Below are 1,610 nucleotides of genomic sequence, written 5' to 3'. Positions count from 1 at the left end.
CGGGGTAAAAATACCCCCCACAACAGAGGAAATAGCTGCCCCAGCCACTTCTATCGCTGTCCCGATCCAACCAAAAGAGGCAGCAAATGCACTTCCTGAGACAGCAATCCCCCGTAAAGCCCCGACCAACAAGGTCATGGGGCGTAAGAGTCGGAGTGCACTTGCCCCAAGACCCGCGGTTAGCAAGCCCAGCGAGCGCCCTGCGGCTGCTAAGCCCCGCCAGCTTGCAGCAACACCACGACTGAGTACTCTAAGCTTGATAAAAGAGCCCATCAATTGAAGAAGCCCAAGACGTGTGCCAGCCATGGTAAAGCGCAACACGCGCAGAGCAATATTAAAAGCCATCAGAGCGGCAATGGTTTTGATAATGGCGCTTGTTAAAGTTGGGTGCGCATTCGCCCACGCCATAAGCCCATTGGTAAAATTGCCAACACTTTCCATCAAACTGTTGAGGGGGGGCAGAAGCACTTCACCAATGGTGATGCCCAGAGCCACAATACGGTTTTGCAAGAGTTCAAATTGCCGCATGGCACCGGTTGCTTGTTTGTCTGCTTCTTGCTCTACCGAACCTTTAAAGACTTGTGGATCTTTCACATAATCTAAAGCTTGCCCTAACAATTCTGGGTTGCCCACCAATTTGGCAAAATCACCAGTAAAATCGCGCCCCGCAATGGCAATCAGCGAGCGCATCCCCTGTTCGGATTTACCCAACACATTAAAAAAGCGCACCAAGGTGCCGGTGGCATCTTTGTCCAGATCTTGCATGAATTTTTCGCGAGAAAGCCCAATATTGGCAAAAGCATCTTCAATATGTTTGCCTCCTGCCTGAATACGGGCACTCATGGCATTAAAACCACGCGCGGCACTCTCAGGAACAATCCCAGCAGAAATCATCGCTGTACCAAATGCCGCGGTTTCGCGCGCAGTGAGCTTAAACATGGTTGCCGCACCGGTGGCTCGATTGGTAAAATCAGACACTTCACTGGCTTTTGCCGCCATGTGGTTCGAGAGATGATTGATAGCATCACCTAGATCTTCAATGCCTTCCTGATTAAGCTTAAAGACATTGCGCAATTTGGCAAAGCGCTCCCCAATCTGATCCCCCGTCATATCAAAAGCAACAGCCGCTTTGGCAGCATAAATGCTAAAAGCTTCCAGATCTTGTTCACCAATGCCTGCTTGGCTAGCACTGGTCATCAGTTCTAAAACCTCACGCGCCGCTAGCGGAATCTTAGTGGAGGTTTCCAAAGCAAAACGGCGCAATTCCTTTAAGCGATCAAGGGGGGCATCGAGAACCTTTTCTAGTCCCTTCATCGATTGATCAAATTGCATGGCTTTATAGAGCGGTGCAATTAAGGTTGCTGTTTGCGCAATGGCACCCACCATGCGCCCCCGCGCTTGGTTAAAAGCATTTTCCGCATTGGCTGTTGCTTCCCTCAGATGCTCCGAGTCAAACCACCCTTTAAAATGCTGCCTTGTCTTGTTTTGGAAATGCGCAATATCTGAACTAAAGGCTGCAAGATCTCGCTTGGCAGAAGCGATCCCCTCTTGCAGATGATTAACAAAACGCACAACAAGAGAAACATCCATGATCGTCTCTTATCCTAACT

1 protein-coding gene is annotated in these 1,610 nt (G+C 49.7%); it reads right to left on the bottom strand.

Annotation, left to right across the window (positions count from 1 at the left end):
• Positions 1–1,590: phage tail tape measure protein (locus ACFIM6_RS09825; protein WP_375612667.1), on the bottom strand; the 1,590-nt coding region annotated here is incomplete at its 3' end.
• Positions 1,591–1,610: the final 20 nt, after the last annotated feature.

The sequence above is a fragment of the Bartonella sp. AA9NXGY genome (genome assembly GCF_042196845.1).
Classification (GTDB): domain Bacteria; phylum Pseudomonadota; class Alphaproteobacteria; order Rhizobiales; family Rhizobiaceae; genus Bartonella.
The sequence above is the reverse complement of the archived record's forward strand: the minus strand, read 5'-3'. Positions and strand labels throughout refer to the sequence as shown.